This is a genomic window from Actinophytocola sp. (assembly GCF_036378875.1).
In the GTDB taxonomy this organism is placed as follows: Bacteria; Actinomycetota; Actinomycetes; order Mycobacteriales; family Pseudonocardiaceae; genus Actinophytocola.
Map to the genome: position 1 here is coordinate 15,199 of NZ_DASUVO010000064.1, position 25,978 is coordinate 41,176.

Annotated in this window: 20 protein-coding genes and 1 pseudogene; 16 read left to right on the forward strand and 5 right to left on the reverse strand. The window is 69.2% G+C overall.

What is annotated here, in order from left to right:
- Positions 1–8: 8 nt before the first annotated feature.
- The 3 genes from VF106_RS18850 (at position 9) to VF106_RS18860 (ending at position 2,094) form a co-directional block, all read left to right on the forward strand.
- Positions 9–719, forward strand: coding sequence for a histidine phosphatase family protein (locus VF106_RS18850; RefSeq protein WP_330841059.1), 711 nt, complete (start codon positions 9–11; stop codon positions 717–719).
- Positions 720–829: 110 nt separating this feature from the next.
- Entirely contained in the window at positions 830–1,519 is a 690-nt protein-coding gene (locus VF106_RS18855) for a hypothetical protein (RefSeq protein ID WP_330841060.1), read from the forward strand.
- Positions 1,520–1,542: 23 nt separating this feature from the next.
- A complete protein-coding gene (locus VF106_RS18860) occupies positions 1,543–2,094 on the forward strand; it encodes a hypothetical protein (RefSeq protein WP_330841061.1) in 552 nt (183 codons plus the stop codon).
- A 51-nt stretch (positions 2,095–2,145) separates the two neighbouring features.
- Here the strand turns inward: VF106_RS18860 and VF106_RS18865 are convergent, their stop codons facing one another.
- Positions 2,146–5,424: a GH92 family glycosyl hydrolase gene (locus tag VF106_RS18865; protein WP_330841062.1), complete on the reverse strand. Its 3,279-nt coding sequence runs from the start codon at positions 5,422–5,424 to the stop codon at positions 2,146–2,148.
- A gap of 54 nt (positions 5,425–5,478) precedes the next feature.
- Between VF106_RS18865 and VF106_RS18870 the strand changes: the two genes are divergently transcribed.
- The 4 genes from VF106_RS18870 (at position 5,479) to VF106_RS18885 (ending at position 9,529) form a co-directional block, all read left to right on the forward strand.
- Positions 5,479–6,309, forward strand: a complete 831-nt coding sequence (locus tag VF106_RS18870) for an SCO6745 family protein (RefSeq protein ID WP_330841063.1) — start codon at positions 5,479–5,481, stop codon at positions 6,307–6,309.
- 93 nt (positions 6,310–6,402) lie between these two features.
- Positions 6,403–8,253: an ABC transporter ATP-binding protein gene (locus VF106_RS18875; protein WP_330841104.1), complete on the forward strand. Its 1,851-nt coding sequence runs from the start codon at positions 6,403–6,405 to the stop codon at positions 8,251–8,253.
- A gap of 37 nt (positions 8,254–8,290) precedes the next feature.
- Positions 8,291–8,782 (forward strand): hypothetical protein, encoded by a 492-nt coding sequence (locus VF106_RS18880; RefSeq protein ID WP_330841064.1) that lies wholly within the window; start codon positions 8,291–8,293, stop codon positions 8,780–8,782.
- A 33-nt stretch (positions 8,783–8,815) separates the two neighbouring features.
- Entirely contained in the window at positions 8,816–9,529 is a 714-nt protein-coding gene (locus tag VF106_RS18885; RefSeq protein WP_330841065.1) for a GNAT family N-acetyltransferase, read from the forward strand.
- A 331-nt stretch (positions 9,530–9,860) separates the two neighbouring features.
- On the opposite strand, the gene VF106_RS18890 is transcribed toward VF106_RS18885, so the two are convergent.
- Positions 9,861–11,171, reverse strand: coding sequence for a M20/M25/M40 family metallo-hydrolase (locus VF106_RS18890; RefSeq protein WP_330841066.1), 1,311 nt, complete (start codon positions 11,169–11,171; stop codon positions 9,861–9,863).
- Positions 11,164–11,991, reverse strand: coding sequence for a M55 family metallopeptidase (locus VF106_RS18895; protein ID WP_330841067.1), 828 nt, complete (start codon positions 11,989–11,991; stop codon positions 11,164–11,166). The genes VF106_RS18890 and VF106_RS18895 overlap by 8 nt, the downstream gene beginning before the upstream one ends.
- Positions 11,992–12,158: 167 nt before the next feature.
- On the opposite strand from VF106_RS18895, the gene VF106_RS18900 reads away from it, so the two are divergent.
- The 6 genes from VF106_RS18900 to mptB (VF106_RS18925) all read left to right on the forward strand — a co-directional run bounded on the left by VF106_RS18900 (position 12,159) and on the right by mptB (VF106_RS18925) (position 20,887).
- Entirely contained in the window at positions 12,159–13,952 is a 1,794-nt protein-coding gene (locus VF106_RS18900) for an ABC transporter substrate-binding protein (protein WP_330841068.1), read from the forward strand.
- Between the two features lie 12 nt (positions 13,953–13,964).
- Entirely contained in the window at positions 13,965–14,981 is a 1,017-nt protein-coding gene (locus VF106_RS18905; RefSeq protein ID WP_414639017.1) for an ABC transporter permease, read from the forward strand.
- Positions 14,978–15,880 (forward strand): ABC transporter permease, encoded by a 903-nt coding sequence (locus tag VF106_RS18910; protein ID WP_330841069.1) that lies wholly within the window; start codon positions 14,978–14,980, stop codon positions 15,878–15,880. Before VF106_RS18905 ends, VF106_RS18910 begins: the two co-directional genes overlap by 4 nt.
- Before the next feature lies 1 nt (position 15,881).
- A complete protein-coding gene (locus tag VF106_RS18915; RefSeq protein ID WP_330841070.1) occupies positions 15,882–17,510 on the forward strand; it encodes a dipeptide ABC transporter ATP-binding protein in 1,629 nt (542 codons plus the stop codon).
- Between the two features lie 406 nt (positions 17,511–17,916).
- Complete coding sequence (mptB, locus tag VF106_RS18920; RefSeq protein ID WP_330841071.1) at positions 17,917–19,434, forward strand: polyprenol phosphomannose-dependent alpha 1,6 mannosyltransferase MptB; 1,518 nt, start codon at positions 17,917–17,919, stop codon at positions 19,432–19,434.
- Entirely contained in the window at positions 19,424–20,887 is a 1,464-nt protein-coding gene (gene mptB / locus VF106_RS18925; RefSeq protein ID WP_330841072.1) for a polyprenol phosphomannose-dependent alpha 1,6 mannosyltransferase MptB, read from the forward strand. The genes mptB (VF106_RS18920) and mptB (VF106_RS18925) overlap by 11 nt, the downstream gene beginning before the upstream one ends.
- Here mptB (VF106_RS18925) and VF106_RS18930 read toward each other — a convergent pair.
- Positions 20,854–21,805, reverse strand: a pseudogene (locus VF106_RS18930) (helix-turn-helix transcriptional regulator). The gene mptB (VF106_RS18925) and the pseudogene VF106_RS18930 overlap by 34 nt on opposite strands.
- 102 nt (positions 21,806–21,907) lie before the next feature.
- On the opposite strand from VF106_RS18930, the gene VF106_RS18935 reads away from it, so the two are divergent.
- A complete protein-coding gene (locus tag VF106_RS18935) occupies positions 21,908–22,966 on the forward strand; it encodes a winged helix DNA-binding domain-containing protein (protein WP_330841073.1) in 1,059 nt (352 codons plus the stop codon).
- Positions 22,957–23,766 carry a hypothetical protein gene (locus VF106_RS18940; protein ID WP_330841074.1) on the forward strand — a complete coding sequence of 270 codons (810 nt, stop codon included), beginning with the start codon at positions 22,957–22,959 and terminating at the stop codon, positions 23,764–23,766. Before VF106_RS18935 ends, VF106_RS18940 begins: the two co-directional genes overlap by 10 nt.
- Before the next feature lie 191 nt (positions 23,767–23,957).
- Here VF106_RS18940 and VF106_RS18945 read toward each other — a convergent pair whose 3' ends face one another.
- Complete coding sequence (locus VF106_RS18945; RefSeq protein ID WP_330841075.1) at positions 23,958–25,208, reverse strand: aminotransferase class V-fold PLP-dependent enzyme; 1,251 nt, start codon at positions 25,206–25,208, stop codon at positions 23,958–23,960.
- 68 nt (positions 25,209–25,276) lie between these two features.
- Between VF106_RS18945 and VF106_RS18950 the strand changes: the two genes are divergently transcribed.
- Positions 25,277–25,978: an MBL fold metallo-hydrolase gene (locus tag VF106_RS18950; protein ID WP_330841076.1), complete on the forward strand. Its 702-nt coding sequence runs from the start codon at positions 25,277–25,279 to the stop codon at positions 25,976–25,978.

Here is a 25,978-nt window from a genome sequence, read left to right on the forward strand (position 1 = left end):
GTTGCGGCGTGGCCACAGTCGTACTCCTCAGGCATGCCCGCTCGACCGCGAACGGTTCCGGTGTTCTCGCCGGCCGCTCGCCAGGGGTCGAGCTGGACGAGAACGGTCGTAAGCAGGCCGACGAGTTGGTGTCGCGACTGGCCGCGGTACCCATCGCGGAGATCGTCTGCTCGCCGCTGTTGCGTTGCGAGCAGACGATCGCGCCGCTGGTGGCGGGCCGCGGACTGACCCCGGTCACCGAGCCGGACCTGGCCGAGGTCGACTACGGCGACTGGACGAACCGGGAGCTGAAGGACCTTGCCAAGGAGAAGCTGTGGTCGGTGGTGCAGCAGCATCCGTCGGCCGCCGTCTTCCCTGGTGGGGAAGGGCTCGCGAACGTGCAGAGCAGGGCGGTCGCCGCGGTTCGCGCACATGACGCGCGAGTGGCGAGCACCCACGGCAACGACGCCGTCTGGCTCCTCTGCAGCCACGGTGACGTGCTGAAAGCCATCCTCGCCGACGCGTTGGGACAGCACCTCGACTCGTTCCAGCGCATCGTGGTGAACCCCGCGTCCGTCTCGGTGGTCCAGTACACCGAGACCCGGCCGTTCGTGCTGCGGATGAACGACAACGGCGGAGAACTCGCGAGCATCGTGCCCCCCAAACCGAAGCCGTCCGAAGCGGACGGTTCTCGTCCGGGTGACGCTGTGCCGGGCGGAGACCCGGGCCGCACGGCCTGACCTGGCAAAAACCGGTCACGATCCGGGTGGAACCTCAGGTCAATTGGCGACGTCTGTGCCAGTATCTGTGCACTCACCGTCTAAGCTGCGGCGGCTTCATAGGAGTGGTAATGACACAGCCATACGGCCAGCAGCCCGGTCAACAACCGGGCGGCGGGTATCCCCAGTCCGGTGGGTATCCGCAGGGGCCGGGGTATCCGCAGACGCCTGGCCAGGGACAACCGGCACAGGGGTACCCCCAGAGCCCGCCCTACGGGCAGCCCGCGCAGGGGTATCCCCAGAACCCGGCCTACGGATACCCGCAGGCACCGGCCTATGGCGCCATGCCCGCCGCCCCGCCGGAGTACAGCTCGGGGCCGATCGGCAGGCCGGGCGCGGCGACCGCCGCGGCGGTACTCGCGTTCGTGCAGGCCGGAATCACCGCGATTCCCGGCATCATTCAGGTCGTGGCCTCGGCCGGTGGGTCCGACACCTTGGACAGCTCCGCCGTCGTGGAAGGCCTGATCGTCGCGGTGGTGGAACTCATCGGCGTCGCGCTGCTGATCATCGGTGGTGTGCAGCTGCTCGGGGGCAAGTCGCGCAGCATGTTGATCGCCGGTGCCGCCTTGGAGCTGGTGATCTGTGTCTATTACGTCATCCGGTTCGCGGCCATCGAATCGGCCGGGGTCGAAGCCATAGACGTGGGTAAAGGCGTCTTGATCGGCTTCGCTATCTTCTTCGCCATCATGCCGACAATCAGCCTTGTTCTGTCGGTGGGTGCGAGCACAACGCAGTTCCTGCAGTCACGACGCGGACACTGAAGCCGCGCGAGAGGGGTAATGAAATGTCACAGCCGTACGGGCAACAGCCCCCCGGCAATTACAACCAGGGCCCGGGCTACGGCGCGACGCCTCCGGGTGGGTTCCCCGGTGGCGGCATGCCGCCGGCGCCGCCGGAGTACTCGGGTGGTCCGATCCCGCGTCCCGGCACCGTCACCACGGCCGCGGTGCTCGCGTTCGTGCAGGCCGGCCTCACCCTGATCTGCACGGTCATCGTGATGATCGGGTTCGGCGCGGTCTCCGCCGCGACCGACGAGGCGGAGTCCATCGGTGGCGTCGACATCGACGAGGGCCTGCTGGCGGTCGGTTGGGCGCTGGCGTTCGGTGGCCTCATCGGCGGCGGTCTGCTGATCTGGGGCGGGATCAAGGCCCTGAGCGGCACCGCCGGTCAGCTGCTCGTCATCGCGGCCGGCGTGCAGATCCTCCTGTGCGTCCTCTGGCTCGCGATTCTCGGTGGCGGCATCGTGTCGGTCATCCTCGCCGTCATGCCGATCATCATTCTGGTGATGGCGCTCGGCGGCCCGGCCAAGCAGTACGAGGCCTCCCGTCGCGGCTGACGTTCACGTTCTTCTTGTGAGGGGCGCCTTCCCACTCGGGGGAGGCGCCCCTCACCGTGTCAGCAGCTCCACCTCGGCGAGCGTCACGGTGTCGCCGCCGGAGTTCTCGGTGATGTCCAGCCGGTAGCGCCGGTACAGCCCGGGGTTGGCCACCTTGAAGGGGCGGGTCTGGCGGCGCCAGCGGAAAGTCTCTCCCTGCCGGGAGTCCAGGACCGTCCACTGTGCTCCGTCGGCGGAACCGCGCAGTGTCCATGAGCGCGGGTCGTCGCCGAGTGTGCCGGACGTCAACGTGTAGTACCGCACCGTCGCGCCCTCGCCGGACAGTTGGTAGGCGAGCCAGGGTGTCGCCGTGCGGAACGTGACCTGCGTGCCGCTGTCGTCGTCGAACAGCGGAGCCACGTTGATGCCGTCGCTGCCCTCGCCGTGGCCGCCGACCGCGGCGTCACGCATGGGCCGGGGTACCGCGCCGTCCGGTGTGACCGAACGCGGCAGGGCGTTGTCCTCACAGCCCCAGGTGGACGGTCGCGGACCCATCCGGAAGTCCAGCACGGCGCCGCGGCTGATGACCGAATGGGGCAGGTGGACCTCGTTCCACGGCTTGCCGTTCACGGAAAGCCCTTGCACGTAGATGTTCTGGCGGCTGTTGTTCGGTGCGTTGACGACCAGCTCGTTGCCGTTGTCCATGCGCACCACCGCCCGCCGGAACAGCGGCGAGCCGATGACGTAGGTCGGGCTGCCGACACCGAGCGGGTAGATCCCCAGCGCGCTGAACAGCCACCACGCGGACATCTCGCCGTTGTCCTCGTCGCCGCTGTACCCCTGGCCGATCTCACTGCCGGAGTACAGACGGGACAACACCTCCCGCACCTTCTCCTGCACCCGCCAGGCCGCGGCCGCGTGGGCGTACATGTAGATGATGTGGTGCGACGGCTGGTTGCTGTGGCCGTACTGTCCCATTCGGACATCGCGGGCCTCGGTCATCTCGTGGATCACCCGGCGGTACGCGCCCCGCGCCCGTCCGGTTTCCGGTGTGGCGAAGAACTCGTCGAGGCGGGCGGCGAGCGCGGCGCGACCGCCGAGCAGACCGGCGAGGCCCGCGCCGTCGTGCGGCACGCTGAACGCGGTGTTCCAGCCGTTGGTCTCGACGTAGTCACCGCCCCACGCACGCGGGTCGAGGTCTCCTGACGCGTGCCGAGGTTCGCCGTTCTCCTTGCGCCCCACGAAGAAGCCGTTCGCTGGGTCGAACGCGTTGACGTAGTGCAGTGCCCGGTCGAGGAAGTACTCGTGTAACTCGGTGTCGCCGAGTTCGCGGGCCATCGCGGCGATGGCGAAGTCGTTGACGGCACCCTCGAGCGTCCACGACAGACCGTACTCGGTGGAGGTGGGGGTGTAGCCGAGGAAGAGTGACCGCTCGATGCCCTTGCGCCCCACGCCATTGACGTCCGGCGCGACGGTGGCGTTGCGCAGTGCGGCGTCGTAGGCGGACTGGATGTCGAAGTTCCGCACGCCCTTCAGGTAGGCGTCGGCGAACGCCACGTCGGAGCTGGTGCCGGTCATGAGGTCGGCGTAGCCGGGGGAGGACCAGCGGGCGATCCAGCCGCCGTCGCGGTACTGCTGCACGAACCCGTCGATCAGCTCGCCGGCGTGGTTGGGGGTGAGCAGCGCGTACGCCGGCCACACGGTCCGGTAGGTGTCCCAGAACCCGTTGTTGACATAGATCTTTCCGGGCCGCACGGCCTTCCCGGTGTGGGTTGGACTGTCCTTCTTGGACGACGGCACGACCGGGCTGGCGTAGGCGATGTTCTGCACCTCGTCGGTGCCGGTGTTCTCGTGGCCGCGGTTGGGATAGAGGTAGAGCCGGTACAGGTTGGAGTACAGCGTGACGAGCTGGTCCTCGGTCGCGCCCTCGACCTCGACCCGGCCGAGGAAGGAGTCCCACGCATCGGCTGCGCGGTCGCGGACGGTCTCGAACGTGTCGGCGTCCGGGATCTCCAGCCACAGGTTCTTCTTCGCCTGCGCGAGGCTGATCAGCGAGGTGGCGACCCGCATCGTGACAACGGTCGGGCCGTTGAGGTCCGGCTCGAACTTGAGGTAACCGCTGACCTTGCGGGAGAACCAGTGCCACAGCCGGCCGCTCGCCGAGATGGCGCGGTCGAAGGTGGCGTAGACGAACAGCCGACCGGCCCCCTCGGACAGTCCACTGCGGACGTCGGACCAGCCCGTCACGACGCCGGCGACCGGATCGATCGTGAGCTGGCCGTGGCGGGTGATGTTGTCGAAGACCAGGTTCGCGTCCTCGCCGGGAAAGGTGAAGCGGAAGATCGCGGCGTGGTCGGTCGGCGCGATCTCGGCCGTGATGCCGCTGGTGAACCGGACGCGGTAGTGGTGCGGGCCGGCGTTCTCGTTGCCGTGCCGGAAGGTGAGCTGCCGCCTGCAGCGCCACGAGCTGGGCTTCTTCGCCGCCGCGGACGGCAGCACCTGGAAGGTCTGCCGGTCACCCATCCACGGACTGGGCAGGTGGCTCGCGGCGAACGCCTGCAGTGCCGGCAGATTCTGGTCGTTGTTGTGCCGGTGGTAGCTGTACTGCCAGCCGAGCGCGCCCGCGTCGGTGACGGGAGTCCAGAACGTGAAGCCGTGCGGGACTGCCGTGGCGGGGACGGTGTTGCCGCGCGAGTACGCCTTGGTGGAGTCGCTGCCCCGGGTGGTCACCACGTACTCGACGGGCCGGCGCCGCGACGGTTCGGGACGATCCGTGATCCTGATGTCGTCGAGCCAGCCGGCGTACTCGGCGGGACCGTCGGGGTTGTCGTAGGTGAGGAGCGCGCGGACGGCGACCTTGCCCTCGGCGACCGCGCCGAGCCGGACACTGCGGTAGTTCCACTGGTTGGGGGTGAGCGCCTTCGACGCGCCCTGCCCCCGGGCGGTCAGCGGGAAGCCGAGCTGGTCGGTCGCGCCGAGGTCACTGAGATAGGTGCCGTCGGAGAACGCGAGGTCGACCGCGACGTACGTGCTCGGGAAGCGCAGGTCGTCGCCGCGTGGTTCCGGGAACACGACGTAGGACAGCTCGGTGTCCTCACCGATGGGCAGGTCCAGCTGGTACAGCTTGTTGGTGACGCTGCCCGGGCCCTGCGCCGTGTGCGAACCGGCGTACCGCAGCGCACGCAGGCCCGTGAAGCCGACGCGCCGCTTGGCGGTGGCCGGCTTCTTCGGCCCCTTACCCTCGCGGGTGCTCATCGTGGCGCCGGAGGCGCGGTCGGGTTCGCCGGTGTCGACCCAGGTCAGCGGCGGGTCGGTGTTCTCGAACGACGAGAAGAAACCCCGAGCCTTCAATTTCCGTCCCCCGATCAGGTGACTGACGTGGCGGTGATCCTATTGAATGCGGTCATGCATCCCGCACGTCGACTCTGGGCGACCCTCGAACCGCTGCACGCGCTCGTGTACTTCACCCCCGAAGTTCGCGAGGCCGGCAAGGCGATCGGGCTGCGCGGCTACTGGGACACCTACTTCGCGTTCCGCGCAGCGCCGCTGGGACCGGTCTCGGCGCCCGCCGTGGTCGCGATGTTCGCCGGGTTCGAGCCGGGCATGGTGGCGCGCTCGCTGCCGTCGGCGTGGTCGCGGGCCTCGGTCGAGACATGTCTCGCCACGCGGTCCACGGTGGCCGCCGACGCGATGCGGACGGTCGGGGTCTTGGCGGACGCGTGCGCGACCGCCGTGTCGCTGCTCTCGCCGCTGGATCTCGCCACGACCGGCCGCCCCCTCGGCGCGGCCAACGCCGCGCTGCCGCTGCCCGACGACCCGGTCGGAGCGCTGTGGCAGATCACCACCACGCTGCGGGAACACCGCGGCGACGGCCATGTCGCGGCGCTGACGGCGGCCGGGCTGTCCGGCCTGGACGCGGTGCAGCTGCAGCTGGCCCCGAAGGGTCTGGACGCGGAGACGATGCGGCAGGTACGCGGCTGGTCGGTGGACCAGTGGGCCTCGGCACGGTCGTCGCTGCTCGAACGAGGCCTGCTGGAGGAGGGCGGCCTCACCGCCGACGGCACCGCGCTGCTGGCGGGCATCGAGGAGACGACCGACTCCCTCGCCTGGCACGGCGGCCTGTCCACGGTGCCGGTGGACGAGGTGGTCGAGGTCCTCGCGCCCGCGGTGGCGGCCGTGTGGGGATCCGGACTGGTGCCCGCCTTCAACCCGGTTGGCGTCCCGCGTACCTCTTGACCTCCACTTTGGTGGAACTCCTAGCGTCGGCTACCGAAACTGTCGGTGGGTCGTGCGAGGGTGGCCGTCATGGACATGGAGACCACAGCGTGGATGTCGCTGTACAACACGATGAACGCGACGGACGACCGCCGCCCGTTCTCGGTGGCGACGTTACGCCGTATCGGCCGGTTCGCCCGGCGGCACAGACGTATGCTCGCGTGGTTCCTCATGCTCAGCGTGGTGACCGCGGTCCTGGCGGTGGCGACGCCGGTGCTCGCCGGCTGGGTCGTGGACGCGATCGTGGCGAGATCGTCGCTGCGCCTGGTCGTGGTGTTCGCCGTGCTGATCGCGGTCATCGCCGTCGCGGAGGCGGCGCTGGGGCTGGTCTCGCGGTGGCTGTCGGCGCGGATCGGTGAGGGGCTGATCCTCGACCTGCGCACGGCGGTGTTCGACCACGTCCAGAAGATGCCGGTCGCGTTCTTCATGCGTACCCGCACCGGCGCGCTCGTCTCGCGGCTGAACAACGACGTGGTGAGCGCACAGCACGCGTTCTCCTCCACCCTGTCCGGGGTGCTGTCGAACGTGGTGATGCTGGTGCTGACGCTGGCCGTCATGATCGGCGTGTCGTGGCAGATCACACTGATGGCGCTGGTGCTGCTACCCGTGTTCGTCGTGCCGGCCCGGCGGATGGGGGCGCGGCTGGCCAAGCTGGAGCGGGAGGCCGCCAACCACAACTCGATGATGAGCACGCAGATGACCGAGCGGTTCTCCGCGCCTGGCGCGACGCTGGTGAAGCTGTTCGGCCGGCCGGCGGACGAGTCGGCGGAGTTCGCCGCGCGGGCGCGGCGGGTGGCCGACATCGGGGTGCGCACGGCGATGGCGCAGTCCGTGTTCGTGACCGCGTTGACGCTGGTGTCAGCACTCGCGCTGGCGCTCGTGTACGGCGTCGGCGGCTGGTTCGCGTTCGCCGGCACGCTCGAGCCGGGTGCGGTGGTGTCGCTGGCGTTCCTGCTCACCAGGCTGTACGCGCCACTGACGGCTCTGGCCAGTGCGCGAGTCGAGGTGATGAGCGCGCTGGTGGCGTTCGAGCGGGTGTTCGAGGTGCTCGACCTGAAACCGCTGATCGCGGAGAAACCAGACGCGGGGACGGTGCCCGACGGGCCGGTATCGGTGGAGTTCGACAAGGTGTCGTTCGCCTACCCCTCGGCGTCCGCGGTGTCACTGGCCTCGCTGGAGGAGGTGGCGAAGCTCGACACACGGGGCGGCGTCGAGGTGCTGCACGACGTGTCCTTCCGGGTGGAGGCGGGACAACTGGTCGCGCTCGTCGGCTCGTCGGGCGCGGGGAAGTCGACGATCGCGTCCCTGGTGCCCCGGCTCTACGACGTGGACTCGGGCGCCATCCGCCTCGCGGGGACGGACGTGCGGGACGTGTCGTTCGCGTCGCTGCGGGAGGCGACGGGCACGGTCACGCAGGACGGGCACCTCTTCCACGAGTCGGTGCGGTCGAACCTGCTGTTCGCCGCGCCTGGTGCTGCCGAGGCGGATCTCTGGGAGGTGCTGACCCGGGCCCGCCTGGACACCCTGGTCCGGTCGCTGCCGGACGGGTTGGACACGATCGTGGGGGAGCGGGGCTACCGGCTCTCGGGCGGCGAGCGGCAGCGGCTGACGATCGCCCGGCTGCTGCTGGCGAAGCCGCGGCTCGTGATCCTGGACGAGGCGACCGCACACCTGGACTCGACGTCCGAGGCAGCGGTGCAGGAAGCGCTCGTCGAAGCGCTGTCGGGCCGGACCGCGCTGGTGATCGCGCACCGGCTGTCGACCGTGCGGGCGGCGGACCTGATCCTGGTCGTGGAGGACGGCCGGATCGTGGAGCGGGGCACCCACGAGTCGCTACTGGCCGCCGGCGGGAGGTACGAGGAGCTGTACCGGACGCAGTTCGCGGACACGGCCGCGGTCTCATAACCACCCATGAGGGCCCGGCGTCGGGTGGAATGGAGGCATGTCGATACCTGTACCGCGGCCGACCGACGTCATCCGGTGGACGGCGAACACCGTTGCCACCGCCGCTTCCGTGCCCGGCCGTGTCGTGGCGTTGTTGAGCGGGGCCGAGTCGGTGGTCGCCCGCGCGAACGAGCTGGTGCGCGGCACGGAACGGGCGATCGCCGGTGCCGAACAGGCGGTGGCGCACGCCCAGCGGGTGACCGCGGCGGCCGAGGAACAAGTTGCCGCGACCCGCCCAATGATCGAGTTCGTCGAGGAGTTCAGCGCGCACGAGGTGCAGGCGGCGATCAGGCTGGTCGACGAGCTGCCGCGGCTGGCGCAGCACCTCAACGACGACCTGCTGCCGATACTGAACACCCTCAACCGCGTCGGCCCCGACATCCACGAGCTGCTGGACGTCGTGAAGGACGTGCGCCAGGCCATCCTGGGCATCCCCGGGTTCGATTACCTGCGCCGCCGAGGTGAGGGCAAGGACAACGAGGATGAATGACTATTCGGTTGATCGCATGATTATCCTGGCGTTGTGATCGATCAGCTGATGCGTGCCGCGTGGCCCGCGCTGGAGGAAGTACCCGTGGACGGATGGCTTGCCCGGTTCTCCGGTGGGGTGACGCAGCGGGCCAACTCGGTTCTGCCGCTTGCCGCCCCTGTCGACCTGGACCGTGCTCTGACCCGCGTCGAGGCGTTGTACGCCGACCGCGGGCTACCCGCGATCTTCCAGCTCGGTCCGGACAGCGAGCCTGGCACGCTCGACCGGGTGCTGGCCGAGCGCGGCTACGAGACCGGCTCGCCGACCTCGATCCAGACAGCCAAGATCGACGGGGTGACCCGTCCGGCCGGGGTGGCCGTCGCCGAGGCGCCTGACCAGGACTGGCTCGACCTCTGGTGGGCCGTCGACGGACGAGGTGACGCCGACGCGCTCTCACTCGCGGTGAAGATCCTCACCGGCGGGCCGGCCCTCTACGCCACGATCAACGACGAGTACGGGGCGGCGGCGGTCGGGCGGCTGGCGCTCGTCGGCGAGTGGGGTGGCGTGTACTGCATGGCCGTGCGTGCCGACGTGCGCCGTCGCGGGCTCGGTGCCGCGGTACTGGCCGGCCTGCACGCCGCCGGCCGCGAGCGCGGCGTGACCCGAACCTGGCTGCACGTACTCGCCGAGAACGCCGCGGCCCAGCAGCTGTACGCGCGCCACGGGTACGCGCAGGTCAGCACGTACCACTACCGAACCCAACGGTGACGCGCCCGCAGTAGGTCCTGCCCCTCTCAGGGCTCGCCGCGCTGAGGCGCGTCTGCGCTCGGCAGCAGCGGCGACGTGGCCACCAAGACGGCCGTATGGCTTCGGCGTGACCCACTCCGTTCCTTTCGTCGAATCCATTCGGCTCAGCGCCATCAACCAACCCAGCCTGGCAAGTCCACTCCCCCAAGCTCGTCACAGAAATCTTCAATTCACTATATTGATGTCCGATTTTTCGTCGAGGACCGTGGGCGTGGGCGGACGTGCCTCACTGGCGTAAAGAAGCAGAGAAGGGGAGGGGTCACCGTGCTGTCCGGCGGTCATGGTGACCGCCTTAGCAGGTAGAGAGGAACCGGTCCAGTACGTTCACTCCGAACCGGAGGCCCTCGATCGGCACGCGTTCGTCCACACCGTGGGCCATGAGGCGGTGGTCGAAGCCCTCCGGCAGGTACAGCGGGGCGAAGCCGAAGCAGTTGATGCCCAGGCGGGCGAAGGCCTTCGCGTCCGTGCCGCCGCCCATGCAGAACGGCACCACTACCGCCTCCGGGTCGAAGGCACGCAATGAGGCCGCCATGGCGTCGAACCACGGCGACTCGACCGGTGCCTCTACCGCGGGCTGGTGCTGGACGAACTCGCGTCGCACCCTCGGGCCGATGAGCCGGTCGATCTCCGCCATCAACTCGTCCTCGGTGCCCGGTAAGACTCGGGTGTCGACCAGCGCGGACGCCGTCCCGGGGATCACGTTGACCTTGTAGCCGGCGGTGAGCACGGTCGGGGTGGTGCTGTTGCGGACGGTGTTTTCGATGATCTTCGCGGCGGTGCCGAGCCGGCGCAGGGTCTCGTCCATGTCGTCGAGGTCGACCTCGATGCCCAGTGCTGGGCCGGCCTTGTCCAGGAAAGCGCGGACGGCGGGTGTCAGGTGGACGGGCCAGCGGTGGGCGGCCAGTTCGGAGAGGGCGTGCACCAGGTGGGTGACGGCGTTGTCGTCGTTGCGGCGGGAGCCGTGTCCGGCGCGGCCCGTGGCGGTGAGTCGCAGGTGGGAGGTGCCGCGTTCGGCGGTCGCGACCGGGTACAGGCGGACCGGGGTGCCGTCGGAGTGTGTCGCGCGGATCGTGTAGCCGCCGGACTCGCTGATCGCGGCCGCGCAGCCGTCGAACAGTGCGGGGTGCTCGTCGACCAGCCAGTGGGCGCCCCACTCGCCGCGGTCCTCCTCGTCGGCGACGAACGCGATGACGATGTCCCGGCGGGGGATCCTGCCTTCCACCGACCAGCGGGACAGCGTGGCCAGGATCGTCGAGCACATGTCCTTCATGTCGACGGCGCCGCGGCCCCACACGAAGCCGTTGCGGATCTCTCCGGCGAACGGCGGGACGGACCATTCGGCGGGGTCGGCCGGTACGACGTCGAGGTGGGCGTGTACGAGCAGCGGCGGGAGCGACTGGTCGGCGCCGGCGACCCGTGTCACGACGTTGGATCGGCCGGGGGAGCGTTCGAGCAGTCGCGGCGCGTACCCGAAGTCGGTCAGGTGCTCGGCCACGTACTCGGCGATCGCTCGTTCCCCGAGCAGCGACTCACCGTCGCCGAGGTTGGTGGTGTCGAACCTGATCAGTTCCGCGCACAGTTCCTCGACCGCGAGCTCACCCATAGCTTCCTTCCACGGCGCCGCTGGCGATGGCTGTGACCACCTTGAACGCCTTCATCGCGTCGGTCATGGTCGCGGCGTCGAACCCGACTCGCCGCACGTCGAGTTGCTCGACCGTCGGCACGACGGCGGCCGCCGCGGCGAGGTGCGCGGCGTCGAACTCGACCTCGATACGGTGCCCGGTGATCGTCCCGTTGAAACGTCCCGCCCGCGTCATGGCCGACTGGGCCGCGTCCTCGATGGCCGTCGCGGTCACCGAAGGCGGCCGGCAGATCGCCGCGTACCGGCTCACACACTCCTTGACCGCCACGGTGCTCGCCTCCGGGACGTAGTCGTTGGCATCTTCGCAGGTCAGGTCGTCACCGGTGACGAGAAGTACTGGCACGCCGTGCTCGGCGGCGAGTGCCGCGTTGAGCCGGCCCTCGCTCGCGTGGACGCCGTCGAGCCACACACCGGTTATTTGGTTGGGCAGGTAGGTGTGCGAGAGCACGCCTTCGACACCCGCGCCGGTGTGGTAGCCAAGAAACACCACTCCGTCCACGCCCGAGTCGATGCCCTGCATCATCGACAGCGGCTTGTGCCTTCCGGTGAGCATACGGGCCCGCGTGTCGAGGTCCTCGAGGAGGATGTTGCGCTGGCTGGAGTGGGCCTCGTTGACGAGGACGTCGGTGGCGCCGCCGCCGTACAACCCGGCGACGCACGCGTTCACGTCACTGGTGAACATGTTTCGGAAACGTTGCCACTGCTCGGTCCCTACCTGCACGTCCGCCGTCCAGGTGACTCCGGTGGCGCCTTCCATGTCGGCTGAGATCATGATCCGCACGGCGCACACGTTACGGCTTGGCACAGGTTCCCGACACAGATTGACTTCAACCGCCCATAAGTGGTTACTTCCTCTCAACTTACGAGGGAGAGGTGATCAACGTGGGATCGAAGCGCCGAGCGCTCGGTGTCACAGTATTGGCGTCTGCGCTGATCACAGCACCTGTGATGGTGCCAAGCAACGCGGCGGCCAGTGGCCAGGACGGCAAGATCCTCCGGATCGGGGTCACCCAGGAGGTCGACTCGCTCAACCCGTTCATCTCGATCACCCGAACGGGTACGGACATCCTGCGCGCCAACTTTGACTACCTGACGGTCTACAGCCAGCAGGACTATTCGGTGGAGCCGAGTCTCGCAGAGAAGTGGGAGACCTCTTCGGACAATCTCACGTGGACGTTCACGATCCGCAAGGGTGTGAAGTGGTCGGACGGCAAGCCGTTGACCGCCAAGGACGCGGCGTTCACGTTCAAGAAGATGATGGACGACGAGACCGCTGCCACCGCCAACGGCAGCTATGTCGCGCAGTTCGAATCGGTCGAGGCGCCGGACGACAACACTCTGGTGGTCAAGACGAAGGTGCCGCAGTCGACGATGCTGGGGCTCGACGTCCCCATCGTGCCGGAGCACATCTGGTCCAAGGTGACCGACATCGGCGCCGAGCCGGCGTTCCCGATGGTGGGCAGCGGTCCGTACTACGTGACCGACTTCAAGGAAGCCCAGTACACCAAGATGAAGGCCAACGAGAACTACTGGCGCGGAGCTCCCAAGGTCGACGAGGTCCACTTCATCTACTACCGCAACTCCGATGCCGCGGTGACGGCGTTGCAGAGCGGACAGGTGGACCTGGTCAACCGCCTCACCCCGACCCAGTTCGACGCGCTGAAGAACAACCCCGAGGTCGCGCTGAACAACGCGCAGAACCGGCGGTTCAACGAGATCGTGCTCAATTCGGGTGCGGCGACCAACGACGGCACGCCGATCGGTGACGGGAACCCGGCGCTGAAGGACGTCAAGCTGCGGCAGGCGATCGCGCAGGCCATCGACTCCAAGACGCTGGTCGACAAGGTGTGGGGCGGCTACGCCACGGAGGCCGCCGGTTACATCCCGCCGGCGTTCAAGGACTACAAGTGGGCGCCGTCCGCGGACAAGAAGCGTGAGTTCGACCTCGACGCCGCCAACAAGGCACTGGACGCGGCCGGCTACAAGAAGGGCCAGGACGGCATCCGGCTCGACAAGGAAGGCAAGCCGCTCAACCTGCGCCTGCTGGCGCACGCGGAGAACGTCGTCGACGAGAACGCGGGCCCGTTCATCAAGGGCTGGCTCGCCGAGGTGGGCATCAACATCACGCTGGTGCCGATGTCGGACACGCAGATCAACGAGGCGACCACCCGCGGCGAGTTCGACCTCGCGTTCTCCGGCTGGAACGCCAACCCCGACCCGGACTACATCCTGTCGCTGCAGACCTGCGCCAACCGCCCGAACGCGGAGGGCAAGGGCGGCACGCCGGACTCGTTCTTCTGTGACAAGACCTACGACGACCTCTACGCCAAGCAGTTGTCGGAGCTCGACCCGGCCAAGCGCGCCGACATCGTCAAGAAGATGCAGGCGCGGATCTACGACCAGGTCCCGCTGGTGATCCTGGGCTACGAGAACGCGCTCGAGGCGTACAACAAGAGCGCGTTCGAGGGCTTCCCGCTTCAGCCCGCCAAGGGCGTGATCATGAACCAGCAGGGCTACTGGGGCTACTACGGCGCTACTCCCGCTGGTCAGGGCCCGGTGCCGGTGTTCGGGGCGAACGGTGAGAACACCGCCAGCGGTGCGGACACGACCGAGGCGGCGGCGTCGGACAGCTCCAACACGGGGCTGATCCTGGGCATCGTCGGCGGTGTCGTGGTCCTGCTGCTGGTCGGTGGGTTGCTGGTCACGCGGAACCGGCGCAAGACGGCCGACGATCGCGAGTAGCCAGTGACCGACATCCTCAATCCGACTGAGGAGGTACTGGCGGAGGCTCCGCCACCCACCCGTGGTGGCGGAGCCGTCCGTTATGTGCTGACGAAGATCGGTGGCGCACTCCTCAGCTTCGCCATGGTGATCGTGCTGGGGTTCCTGCTGTTCCGGGCACTGCCGGGCGACCCGGTGCAGACCATGACCCGCGGCCGGCCGGCGACCCCGGAGATGATGGCGCGGCTCGAGCACAAGCTGGGACTGGACCTGCCGCTGTGGCAGCAGTTCTGGAAGTACCTCGGCGGCCTTCTGCACGGCGACATGGGTGACTCGTACTTCTACAACGTGCCGGTGCTCCAGAAGATCGGGGAGCGGTTGTGGCCAACGGTGCTGCTGGTCGGAGTGTCCACTGTGATCGCGGTGGCGCTCGGGCTGTGGCTGGGCACCCGGTCGGGATGGCGGCGGGGGAGCCGGTTCGACCGGGTCTCCACCGGGGTGGCGCTGACGCTGTGGTCGACGCCGACGTTCTGGCTCGGCATGCTGCTGATGGCAGCCACCACCGGACTCTTCCCGACCGCCGGGATCGTCTACACCGACACGCCGGACGACTTCTTCTCCCAGGCACTGGACATCGCCCACCACATGGTGCTGCCGACCATCACACTGGTGGCGGTCACGTATGCCCAGTACCAGTTGGTGATGCGGTCGTCGCTGATCGAGGAGGCGGGCGCGGACTACCTGACCACCGCGCGGGCCAAGGGGTTGCGCGACGACGTGGTGCGTCGTCGGCACGCGGTGCCGAACGCGCTGCTGCCGACGGTGACGCTGGTGTTCCTGCACCTCGGGATGGTCATCGCGGGTGCGATCAGCGTGGAGACCGTGTTCTCGTGGCCCGGTCTCGGGTTGCTGACCTACGACGCCCTGCGAGTCGGTGACCTGCCGCTGCTGCAGGGCACCTTCGTGGTGCTGGCCGGCGCGGTGATCTTCATGAACACGCTCGCGGACTTTCTCTACCGCGTGCTCGACCCGAGGGTGCGTGCCTCATGAGAACGCCATCACCGCGGGCGCTCGCCTGGCACCGTCGTGGTGTCGCGTTCGCCGCCGGCTGGCGCGAGTTCGCCAAGCAGAAGTCCGGGCTCGTGGGGCTCGGCCTGCTGGTGGTGATCGTGTTGCTGGCGGTGCTGGCGCCGGTGATCACCGACCGGACAGGTCTGGACGTCACGAAGGCCACCGGCGACCGACTGGAGGCGCCGAGCGGAGAGTTCTGGCTCGGCACCGACCGGCCCGGCCGGTCGGTGCTGCTGCTGACCTTGTGGAGCGCGCGGGTCTCGCTGTCCGTCGGACTCATCGCGACACTGCTGTCGGTCGCGATCGGCACGATCATCGGCATCCTGGCCGCGCACTTCGGCCGGTGGGTGTCGGCCGGCCTCATGCGGATCACCGACTTCTTCCTGGTGCTGCCGTCGCTGGTGCTGGCGATCGCGCTGTCGACGGTGCTCGAGCGGGGCATGGGCACGATCATCCTGGCGATCGGGCTGACGTCCTGGCCGGCCGCCGCGCGGCTCGTGCGGGCGCAGACACTCACGATCGAGGCCAGGCCGTACATCGAACGAGCGAAGGCGCTGGGCGGCGGTCACCTGCACGTGATCACCAAGCACGTGCTGCCGGCCGTGTTGCCCCTCGTCTTCGTGAACACGACCCTCGCCGTCGGCTCGGCGATCGTGGCCGAGTCCACTCTGTCGTTCCTCGGCCTGGGTGACCCCGACCCGATGCGGCCGTCGTGGGGCTCGATGCTGCGCTCCGCGTGGCTGGACTCCGCGATCATCGCCGGCGCCTGGTGGTATCTCCTGCCCCCGGGTATCGCCATCGGTGTCGTGGTGCTGGCGTTCACCATGTGCGGTCGCGCGCTCGAGGCCGTACTCAATCCACGACTGCGGGAGGGCTGACGTGCCGCTGCTGGAACTGCGCGACCTGTCCGTCCACTATCGCAACCGAGCTGTCGAAGCCGTTCGCAACGTGTCACTGACCCTGGAAGCGGGGGAGACCCTGGGACTCGCGGGGGAGTCGGGCTGCGGCAAGTCGACCCTCGCCATGTCGGTGCTGCGGCTGCTGCCCACGACGGCGAAGATCGACGGGCAGATCCTGCTCGACGGCGAGGACGTGGCCACCATGAAGTGGGGTCGCCTGCGCGCCGTGCGGTGGACGTCGGCGGCCATCGTCTTCCAGGGCGCGATGCACGCGCTGAACCCGGTGCGCCGGATCCGGGACCAGATCGCCGAGCCCATCGAGTTGCACAGTAAGACCGAGTTGTCCGCGGCCGCTCTTCGCACGAGGGTCGACGAGCTGCTCGGCCAGGTCGAGCTGCCGCCGGAGAAGGGCGACTCGTATCCCCACGAGCTGTCCGGTGGGCAGAAGCAGCGTGTGATGATCGCGATGGCGCTGGCGTGCGAGCCGAGGCTGGTGATCGCGGACGAGCCGACCACGGCGCTGGACGTGATCGTGCAGGCGCAGGTGCTCGCATTGATGGCCGACCTGGTCGCGAAGAAGGACATCGGGCTGGTCATGATCAGCCACGACCTGGCGGTGCTGGCGTCGACCTGCCAGCGGCTCGCGGTCATGTACCAGGGGTCGCTCGTCGAGGAAGGCCCGTCCGCCTCGGTGATCGCGTCCCCCAAGCATGTGCACACCAAGACGCTGGCCGCGGCGTTTCCCACCGTCGGCGACCCGGAGTCGCGGTACGCCCCGGCGACGAGCAGCCGACTGCCGGACGAGACACCGTCCCCGGGCGAGGTGCTGCTGCGGACGTCCGACCTGCGGGTGACGTTCCGGACCCGCGGGGTCACCCACGCGGTCGCCGGCGTGGACCTGGACGTCCGGCGAGGTGAGATCGTCGCGCTCGTGGGCCAGTCCGGCTCGGGCAAGACGACGCTGGCCAGGACGATCCTGGGGCTGCAGCAGTCGACGGGCGGCCAGGTGCTCTACGACGGCCGGCCGGTGCCCCGCTCGTCGAAGGGTCTCAAGGCCTACCGGCGCGAGGTGCAGCTGGTGCTCCAGGACCCGACGAGCGCGCTCAACCCCCGACACTCGGTGTACGAGTCGATCGCCGAGGGCCTGCGCATCCACCGTGTCCCGGGCGACGAACGGGCCCAGGTCGCGGCGGCGCTGGACGCCGCGGAACTGCGGCCGCCGGAAGAATTCATGCCGTTGTTACCTCACCAGCTGTCCGGCGGTCAGCGGCAGCGGGTGGTCATCGCGGGCGCGCTGGCCCTGGAGCCGAAACTCCTGGTGGCCGACGAGCCGGTGGCGTCCCTGGACGCCTCGGTGCGCGGCGAGATCCTGGCCCTGCTGCTGCGCCTGCGCGCCAACCTGGGCCTGGCCGCGCTGGTGATCACCCACGACCTGGGACTGGCGTGGAACATCGCCGACCGCGTCGCGGTGATGTACCAGGGCGAGCTCGTCGAGGTGGGGCCGGTGGACGAGGTGCTGAACGACCCCCAGCACTCCTACACACAGTCCCTACTTGCCGCGTTGCCATCCACCCACCCGAAGGAGAGCGACGCCGTCAACGGGCGTTGACCGTCCAGACGACGCGGTTCGACCTCGACGATTCGCCCTGCGCGAATCGTCGAGGTTGCCGACTCGTGGACTGCCCCCGATGAGGGTCCGGTAGCGATCTCGTCCAGGCCTTGCCGATCTCGGCGAGGCCTCTCCCCTGGTCTTTCACTTAAAATAAGCTATCAATTATATTGATGTCCAATTTTGCGTCCCGGCCGCTCGGACCAACGCAGTCGTCCCGAAAACAAAGAAGCATGGAGGGGAGGGGCCAGACGGCGGACCCGCATCCGCGCTCGCTACCTCGGGTGTCCCGCCCGGCACGCCCGGTAGGTGAAAACCCGCACGCTGCGACAAACAGACCAACCGGCCTGTGTAATCTCAGACCGCCATGACCACCACCACCGACGCCCACGGGGTGCCTCCCGCAGTGAGCACCGTAGAGAACGCGACTCCCGCGCCGACCGTCGCGCGGCGCATGCCCGTGTTCCCCTCACGCACTGTCACGCTGGGCACCATCGGCAGCCTGCTGATCCTCGTGAGCGCGCTCGGTGCCGGCGCGATCCTCGCCCAGGACCCGTTGATCGGGCAGGGGCCGTTCTCCTGGATCCGATACGGCCACGGTCGCATCCTCGCCACGCTCGTCCTGTACACCGGGTTCGCGCTCGTGGTCTGGGCCTGGGTGTTGCTTGGGCGGCACGTGTTGGCCGGGCGGGTGGGCGCGCGGCCCGTGTTGATCGCGTCGGCGTGCTGGACGATCCCGATGCTGTTCGCGCCTCCGGTCTTCTCCCGTGACGCCTACCTGTATATCGCGTACGGGACGCTCCCGCTGCACGGTTACGACCCGTACTCGGTGGGGCCCGGTGTCCTCGACGTCGACCCGGTCGTCGACAACGTCGACTCGTTCTGGCAGGCCACGCCGGCGCCGTACGGGCCGCTGTTCATCCTGTTGGCCAAGGGCGTCATGTCGGTCACCGGCACGAACATGATCGCCAGCGTGATCCTCATGAAGCTGGGCCTGGTCATCGGTGTGGCGTTGATCGTGTGGGCCATGCCCGGTCTCGTCCGTCACCTCGGGGGGCGGCTGCCGGTCGCGTTGTGGCTCGCGGTCGCGGGGCCGATGACCGTGGTGCATCTGGTCGGCGGGCCCCACAACGACGTGCTCATGGTCGGCTTCCTCGCGGTGGGCACCGTGCTGGTGTTGGACCGAAAACACGTGCTCGGCATGGTCGTCCTGACGCTTGCCGTCGCGGTGAAGGCCACCGCGGTGGTCGCGTTGCCGTTCCTCGTGTGGGTCTGGGCCGGTCACCTGACCTCGACGCGTTGGCGGAACTTCACAAGGGCGTGCGCCTGCTCGGTCGGCATCTTCGTCGTCACGTTCGCGGCCGCGACGGTCGTGTCCGGGGTCGACCTCGGTTGGATCACCGCGCTCGACGCGCCCACGGCGATCGTGAACTGGCTGTCCGCCCCGACCGGCGCCGGGGAGATCCTGCACGGCCTGGTCGGCGTGTTTGTCGACCTGCCCAAGATGTGGTTCGTCACCATCCTGCGGATTGCTGGTGGGATCCTGCTGGTCTGGGTCCTCGTGCGGCAGTGGTGGTTCGCGCGGGACGGCGGTCCCGACGCCGTCCGCCGCGCGGCGATCGCGTTGTTCGCGTTCGCCATCCTGTCGCCGGCCACCTTGCCGTGGTACCTCGTGTGGGGCTTCGTGCTGGCCGCCGCGTTGCGCTGGGAGCGTCGTCAGCTCGCCGTGCTGGTCACTTTCGCGGTGTTCCTGGTGCTGACGTACTCGCCGGCCGGCGACGACCTGCTGTACAACTGGCTGTTCATGACGCTCGCCGCCGGCGTGTCCGTTCTCGCCGGGCTGTCGCTGCTGCGTCGTGACCCGCTGAACCTGTTCCCTACCCGTGAGCCGCTGCTTTCGGGCGGGCCGAGCGTTGAGCGCTGACACGGCCGACACCGCGACCGATCCCGTCGCAGCCAGACCGTTCAAGCCCCGGCCCACCATCGTTCTCGGCACGGTCGGCAGCCTGCTCGTGCTCGCCGCCAGTTTTGCCGCTGGGGCCGGGTCGGTCGATCACCCGTTCGTCGGCGGTCGGCTGGCGTGGCTGACGTATGGGCACGGCCGCATGCTCGCGGAGCTCACTGTCTACTTGGGCTATGCGCTCATGGTGTGGGCGTGGATCCGGCTGGGGCGGCGGGTGTTGGCTGACCAGGTCGGCTCCCGGCTCGTGCTCGTCGCCGCCGCGTGTTGGATGGTGCCGATGCTGTTCGCGCCGGCCCTGTTCACCCGTGACGTGTTCTCCTATCTCGGGCAGGGCGCGGTCGCGTTGGCCGGGTACGACCCGTTCACGGTGCCGCCGACGGTCCTGGGGCCGGACTCGGAGATTCTGAACAACATCCATCCGTTCTGGCAGGGCACTCCTGCCCCGTATGGGCCGCTGTTCATCCTGCTGGCCAAGGGCACGGTGTGGTTAGTCGGCTCGCACGTGTACGCCGGTATCGTGGTCACCCGCTTGCTGCAGCTCGTCGGGCTCGCGTTGCTGGTGTGGGCGTTGCCGGGGCTCGTGCGGCACCTCGGCGGCCGGCTGCCGGTGGCGGCGTGGCTGTTGATCGCCGGGCCGATCATGGTGGTGCACCTGGTCGGTGGCCCGCACAACGACCTCATGATGATCGGCTTTCTCGCGGCCGGCACGCTGCTCGTGCTCGACGGCAAGCATGTCGCCGGGATCGCGGTCGTGACGGTGAGCGTGGCGGTCAAGGCCAGCTCGGCGGTCGCGTTGCCGTTCCTCGTGTGGGTGTGGGCGGCGCGGTTGCCGTCCACCCGATGGCGGAACTTCGTTCGTGCGGCGGCGTGTTCGCTCGGTGTGTTCGTGGCCGTGTTCGGCGCGCTCACGGTGCTGGCCGGGGTGGACCTCGGCTGGCTGTCCACGGTGAACGCGTCGTCCCGGTTGGTGAACTGGCTGTCGCCGCCGACCGCGCTGGGTGAGATCGTGCATGGCCTGGCCAGTATCTTCGTGGACTCCTCGCGGGACCCGTTCGTCACCGTCACCCGGATCATCGGTCAGGCCGTGCTGGTCCTGTTGGTGGTGCGGCAGTGGTGGCTCGCCCGTGACGGTGGCTCGGATGCCGTGCGCCGGGCGGCCATCGCGTTGTTCCTGGTGGCGGTGCTGTCGCCGACCATGCTGCCGTGGTATCTGATGTGGGGGTTGGCGATCGGTGCCGCGCTGCCATGGCGGCCCCGCTGGCTGGCGGTGGCGGCCGGGGTGTCGGTGTTCATGGTCGCGCCGTACTCGGCGGCGGGGGAGCAGTTGCTGTACGAGTGGCCGTTGATGATCCTGGCGGTCGCGTTGTCGGCGTGGGCGGGCTACGCGTTGGTGCGGCCGGCGGCGCGCGCGTAGCGGTCGGCCAGTTTGGCGAGTTCGGCCACCAGTTCGGGTGGCCCGGTCACCTCGAAGTCGGCGTCCATCAGTCCGATGTAGACGGCCAGCATGGCCGGGGTGTCGGAGCCGACGGCCACGACACAGCCCTCGTCGGTGACCTCGACGACGTCCACCCCGGGGGTAGCCGCGGCAGAAGTTCGTCGGCGGGAGCATGGACGGTCACCGTGGCCCGGTACCGCCACATCGCGGTGCCGAGCCCGCGAGCGACGAGGTTCGCCACGTCGTCCGGGGGTTCTCTCGGCGTGAACCGCGGCCCGGTGGGGATCTTCGGTGTCATACGGTCGACCCGGAACGTGCGCCAGTCGTTCTTGTCGAGGTCGAACGCGACGAGGTACCAGCGGCCGCCGGCGTGCGCGAGCCGGTGCGGTTCGACGTCGCGCCGGGAGGTGCCGCCGTCGTGGTTCTCGTAGTCGAACCGCAGTCGTTCGTGGTCGCGGCACACGGCGGCCAGCGTGGTGAGGACCTCGGCCGCCACGCGGGGCTGTTGGCCCGGCACTGGGACGGTGGCGGTGTGGAGCGCGTTGACCCGGTGCCGCAGCCGTGAGGGCAGGACCTGCTCAACTTGGCCAGAGCCCGCACGGACGTCTCCTCGATACCGGTCACCGTGTTGGCGGTCCGCAGTCCGACGGCGACCGCGACGGCCTCCTCGTCGTCGAGGAGCAGCGGGGGCATGGCGGCGCCCGCGCCGAGCCGGTAGCCACCGCCCACGCCAGGGGTCGCGTCGACGGGGTAGCCGAGGTTGCGGAGCCGCTCGACGTCGTTGCGGATGGTCCTGGTGGTCACGCCGAGCCGTTCGGCGAGTGCGGGCCCGGTCCAGTCGCGTCGGGTCTGCAGGAGGGACAGCAGTCGAAGCAGGCGTGCCGAGGTGTCCACCATGGCCGGAAGTCTGCCGGTCATTGCGGAACGGTTCTTTCCGCGATGACCTCTAGCGTGGGTTCATGACCAAGAGCAAGCCGTGCCGCCTGCGGGAGTTCTTCAATGCGTATCGATGAGCGGATCTTGAACCGGGTGACGTTGGCTCGGCAGCTGCTGCTCCGGCGGCACCGCATGTCGGCGCTGGACGCGGTCGAGCGACTGGTCGGGTTGCAGGCCCAGGCGGTGAACGCGCCGTACCTGGGGTTGTGGACCCGGCTGTCGGATTTCAGGCACGCCGACCTCACCGCGCTCCTGGAGGGCAGGTCGGTGGTCCGGTCGTCTGTATTGCGTGGCACCCAGCATCTGGTGCGCGCGGACGACTTCTGGTGGCTGCGCCCGCTGATCGAGCCGTCGCTGCGCCGCGGCCGCCAGGCCGCGTTCGGGAAGCAGACCGCCGGGCTGGATCTCGACGGGCTGGCGGCACACGCACGGACGTTGCTGGCCGGCCGCAGGCTCACGCGCCCCGAACTGGGTGCCGCGCTCGCGCAACGGTGGCCGGAATACGACCGTATGGCGCTCGGATGGTCGGCGCAGACGCTGGTACCGGTGGTGCACCCACCGCCGAACGGCACGTGGCGGCGAGGTGGTTCGACCCCGTTCGTGCTCGCGTCGGAGTGGCTGGACCCGGCGCCGGCCGTGCCCGGCCCGGACGAGCTGGTTCGCCGGTACCTGGCGGCGTTCGGCCCGGCGACGGTGGCGGACGTGCAACAGTGGTCCGGTGTCCGCGGGCTCGCTGAGGTGGTCGAGGAGATGCCGCTGGTCTCGCTGGGCGGCGGCCGGTTCGATCTGCCGGACATGACCTACGAGTCCGATGTGGACGTGCCGGTCCGGTTCCTCCCGGAGTTCGACAACCTGATCGTGGCGTACGCGGACCGCCGACGGCTCATGCCGGACGAGTACCGCAAGCGGGTGTGCGTCGGCTCGATGGTGTTCGCGACGGTGCTCGTGGACGGAACCGTGCGCGGCACCTGGAAGCTGGTGCTGGGCAAGGACAAGGCGACGATGACGATCACCCTGTTCGAGCGGCTGCCCCGGGCCGCGCAGACGGAGGTGGAGGACGAAGCGCTGCGGCTGCTGGACTTCGCGGCCGAAGACACCCTGAAGGATCTCGTGTGGACGTGACCCCGCACCCACTCCTCGCGGTCCTCCACGCCGCGGCGGCGGGAGCGTTCCCACCAGCCGACGGCCGTGCCCTGTTCCTCCCGCCGCTGCCGAACCGACAGGCGGCGGTCGTGTCCTTGACCGGCCGGGTGTACCTGGCGACGGACCACCGGCCACCGGACCTGGACGGCTTCGGCTCCGCCCTGCACCCCGCGGTACTGCGACAACTCGCCGGCCCGCACGGCGAGATCGGCACACTCGACGTGACGCTGGCGAGCCAGGGCCTGGGCGGTGGCACGCTCCCGGCCCGGCACGACCTGGCGGACCATCCAAGGGTCCGCCACGCACACGCGATCCGCGAAGCAGTACGTGTGTATGGCGACAACCGGGGCCTGGTGACCATCGCCGCGGGCCTGGCGGGCCGGACGGAGATCTCGGTCGAAGTCTTCTCGACGACCGGAGCCGGCCAAGGAGACGGATCGACGACAGCAGAGGAACAGAACGCGGCGACCGCCGGAACAGCGTCACCCCCTGTGGACAACCCGGTCGGACAGCCCCAGAACTGTCGGTGCTCTCCGGTAGCGTGGTTCGAGGGGCCGGAGGCCAGGCCGCGCACCGGCGTGGCCAGCACGCCCGGGCCAACGACCGTGGCACCGATCCCGATCCGGCCAGCGCCAGCGACCTCGCCATTCCGCCAATCCAGTCCGGTGTTGGCGGCCAACCCGAGCGTGACACCTGGCCCGGGCGACTCCACCTCAGCACCGGGCGGGATGAGCAGGGTGGCCGCCTTGCGCCGCGCGTCAGTGCCGGCCGAGCCCTGATCCGTGAGGCGTTGCGGCTCGTGCCAGCGGGCGAACCGGTGTTCGCCGCCGTCGCTCCGGGCAACGCCCGTTCGCTCCGGGCGTTCCTCGCCGAGGGTTTCGTGCCGCTCGGCAGTGAGGTGATCATCCAAGGAGTCGACCGACGCCATCATGCTCGAGCATGATGTCCTTGCTGGAGACCGAGCCGCTGCCTATGGTCTGAGCCGCCGGACCGCGTCGACCACCTGGTCCATCTGCGCGGGTGTGGTCACGATGCTCGGCCCGAACCGCAGGTACTGGGTCTCGTACGGGGTCACGCTCGCGACCACGCCGGCCGCGCGCAGTGCCCGTACCGCGTCGTACGGGGCCACCCCGTCGACCTCGCAGCACACGATGCCCGCGGACATGGCCGGGTCGTCCGGCGTGACCAGGGTGACCGACGGGACCGTCGTGAGCCCGTCCTTGAGTCGGGTCGCCTGTACCGCGACGCGCTCGGCAACCCGGTCGCGGCCAATACGGTCGTGCAGTTCGAACGCCTCACGCACGGCCCATCGGTGTTCGAACGAGTGGTAGCCGCCCGGGGTGAACAGCGCGCCGGGGGAGTCACCACCGGAGAACGTGGGGATCACGGGGGCCAGCGCGTCCCATGACCGCCCCCACAGCAGTCCGGTGCCTCGCGGGCCGAACAGCCACTTGTGGGTACCAGTGGCGAGAAAGTCGCAGCCGAGGTCGGCGACTGGCAGGTCGACCGCACCGAACCCATGCACGCCGTCGACGCACAGGAGAACCCGGTCCTCGGCGGCGCGGCCGGCGTTGACCTCGGTGAGCATCGCCGCGATGGCGGGGATCGGAAGTCGTACACCCGTACTGGAGTGGACCCAGGTGACCGCGACGACACGCGTGTTCGGCGCGACGGCCTCCTTCAGCCGGGTGACGATGCCCGACTCGGTAGCCGTGTGCGGGTCGTCGTAGAGAGTGACGCTGCGGACCGGTGCGCCGGTGCGCTCGGACATCAGCTCCAGCGCGGCGTGGTGGGCCATGAAGTCATGCGTACTGGTGACGACGTCCTGGTCGGGCCGCAACCGCAACCCGGAGTAGAGGAGCCCGAGCCCCATGGTCGTGCTGTCGGTCAGCGCCACCTGGCCCGCAGAACCACCGAGATAGGCGGCCGCGGCCGCGCGGACGTCGTCCTCGAGACCGCGGTGCTCGTGCAGGTAGGCGTCGGTGTCGGCGTCCAGCCCGCGGCGATGCCGCTCGATGGCGTCCCGGACCGGCTTCGGATGGGCGGCGAGGACGAACGCCGCGGTCTGGACGAGGCCGGTGTCGAGAGCGAACAGCCCTCGCACGTCCTCCCAGTCGGTCGGGTCGAAACGCGCAGGCACGGTGGGGGACGTCGTGGTGCACGCGGTGAGGGCCGTGGCGAGCCCCGCCGCCAGGACGGTGCGCCGCCCCAGTTCGTCCATCGATGCATCGTATGCGCTGACAGCGAGAACCGATGATGGTTCGTACCGGGCTGTCTACGTTGGCGACCATGGAGATCGTCGAGCTGCTGCCCCGCCTGCACCAGGTGAACCTCGATTTCGGTCAGGTGTATTTGTGGCGCGACGGCGACGACCTGACGCTGGTCGACACCGGCACCCCCGGCAGCGGCGCCGCCATCGAGTCCGCGATCGAGTCGCTCGGCCTGACCCGATCGGCGGTGCGCCACATCGTGATCACCCACGGACACGAGGACCACGCGGGCTCGGCGGCCGAGATCCGCGCGTGGCACGGCGCACTGGTGTACGCGCACCGGGCGGACGCGCCGGTGGTGCGCGGCGAACGCCGGCGTGCGGAACCGGAGATCACCGACTTCGAACGACCGTATTGGGAACGGGTGGCGGCGTTGGGCATCTCGTCGCTGGAGATCCCGCCGTCCACAGTCGACGTCGAAGTGGTCGGCGGCGAGGAGCTGGGCTTCGGGGACGGGGCGCGGGTCGTGTCGATTCCCGGCCACACGGCGGGGAGCATCGCGATCCACCTGCCGGCACACGGCGTCCTCTTCGCGGGCGACACGGTCGCGTCCCTGCCGGAGACGGGGGTCATCCCCGGTGCGTTCAACGTCGACCGCGTCGCACTCCTGGACTCCTACCGTGTGCTGGCCGAGCTGGACCCGGACGTGGTGTGCGTTGGCCACGGCGCATCGGTGGTCGGCGACGCAGGCAAGGTCATGCGCGCCGTTCTCGACGCGTGA

What these genes read in the sequence shown, in the direction of transcription:
- VF106_RS18900 (WP_330841068.1), top strand. Translation starts at nt 12,159, where the DNA reads ATGGTGCCAAGCAACGCGGCGGCCAGTGGCCAGGACGGCAAGATCCTC.
- VF106_RS18910 (WP_330841069.1), top strand. Translation starts at nt 14,978, where the DNA reads ATGAGAACGCCATCACCGCGGGCGCTCGCCTGGCACCGTCGTGGTGTC.
- VF106_RS18935 (WP_330841073.1), top strand. Translation starts at nt 21,908, where the DNA reads ATGCGTATCGATGAGCGGATCTTGAACCGGGTGACGTTGGCTCGGCAG.
- VF106_RS18945 (WP_330841075.1), bottom strand. Translation starts at nt 25,208, where the DNA reads ATGGACGAACTGGGGCGGCGCACCGTCCTGGCGGCGGGGCTCGCCACG.
- VF106_RS18880 (WP_330841064.1), top strand. Translation starts at nt 8,291, where the DNA reads ATGTCGATACCTGTACCGCGGCCGACCGACGTCATCCGGTGGACGGCG.
- VF106_RS18890 (WP_330841066.1), bottom strand. Translation starts at nt 11,171, where the DNA reads ATGGGTGAGCTCGCGGTCGAGGAACTGTGCGCGGAACTGATCAGGTTC.
- VF106_RS18950 (WP_330841076.1), top strand. Translation starts at nt 25,277, where the DNA reads ATGGAGATCGTCGAGCTGCTGCCCCGCCTGCACCAGGTGAACCTCGAT.
- VF106_RS18870 (WP_330841063.1), top strand. Translation starts at nt 5,479, where the DNA reads ATGCATCCCGCACGTCGACTCTGGGCGACCCTCGAACCGCTGCACGCG.
- VF106_RS18875 (WP_330841104.1), top strand. Translation starts at nt 6,403, where the DNA reads ATGTCGCTGTACAACACGATGAACGCGACGGACGACCGCCGCCCGTTC.
- VF106_RS18860 (WP_330841061.1), top strand. Translation starts at nt 1,543, where the DNA reads ATGTCACAGCCGTACGGGCAACAGCCCCCCGGCAATTACAACCAGGGC.
- VF106_RS18855 (WP_330841060.1), top strand. Translation starts at nt 830, where the DNA reads ATGACACAGCCATACGGCCAGCAGCCCGGTCAACAACCGGGCGGCGGG.